Genomic DNA, 872 nt, shown 5'->3' on the forward strand with positions numbered 1-872 from the left:
GTTATAGGCGTCCATCTCGAAAGTTGTCCCTCTGACGGAAGCGGTGGCGCTGGGGCTTTGCACGTTAAGGTTTGTTTTTGTGCCGGCGGGAGGTTTTACCTCAACTCTCACTTTTCCCGACTGCAAACTTAGATTGACGTTCTCGGCGTTTTCAACGGACTGAATTTCGGCGAGGGTTAAGCGGGTCAGCGGACGCACGGTAATGACGGAACTGCCAATGGCGATGATGGCGGTGCTTCTGAAACCTGTCGAAACAATTGTGTTGGAAGATACGGAGTCGCCTGCGGAAGCGGGAACAAAAGCGGACGCGCCAGAGCGTTTTAATTCAACTTCGCCTGTTAATTCACGGATAACGCCGTTTTGGCAGAACGCCCCGACAGCCAATGTGATAAAAATAACGGTAAAAATAATCTTTTTCATTTTATTCCTCCTAAAATAAAAAATTATAATAATGACATAATGACGCCTAAATCCACGCGCCATTTTATTTTTTCGTTTTGCACGGCATTGCCGAGAGACGGAAGGAAAACGCCGCCGCCCACGCTGAATTGCAAATCGGAAGCGGCGTTCCAAATTATCCGTGCCGACGCTTCCGCTCCCAGTAATTTCCCTTCGCTGTCGGCGGTTACCGGATATTCCATAAAGGTTTCCAAATCGTTACGCAAAAAGTATGAGGCTGTGAGCGAGCCGCTTAAATCGTTGTTAAACTTTGACGAATAATTAAGGGTAAAGATTGAAAGCCCCGGCAATCTTGTTTTCAATACATATCCGTATTCCTTGCCAGTAATCGGGACGAACGCCCCGACTGAATCGCCGTTAATTCCGCTCGTGATTAAACCTGTGAACGAAAGGCGGCTGTTGATGGACGGAAA

Annotated in this window: 1 protein-coding gene and 1 pseudogene; both read right to left on the reverse strand. The window is 47.8% G+C overall.

What is annotated here, in order from left to right; all coding sequences use genetic code 11:
* On the reverse strand, positions 1-420 hold a 420-nt coding region (locus tag ACYVRH_RS13570; RefSeq protein ID WP_461257423.1), incomplete at its 3' end, for a FecR domain-containing protein.
* A 23-nt stretch (positions 421-443) separates the two neighbouring features.
* Positions 444-872: pseudogene (locus tag ACYVRH_RS13575) on the reverse strand (hypothetical protein); the annotation flags it as partial.

The sequence above is a fragment of the Treponema sp. R80B11-R83G3 genome (assembly GCF_054786115.1).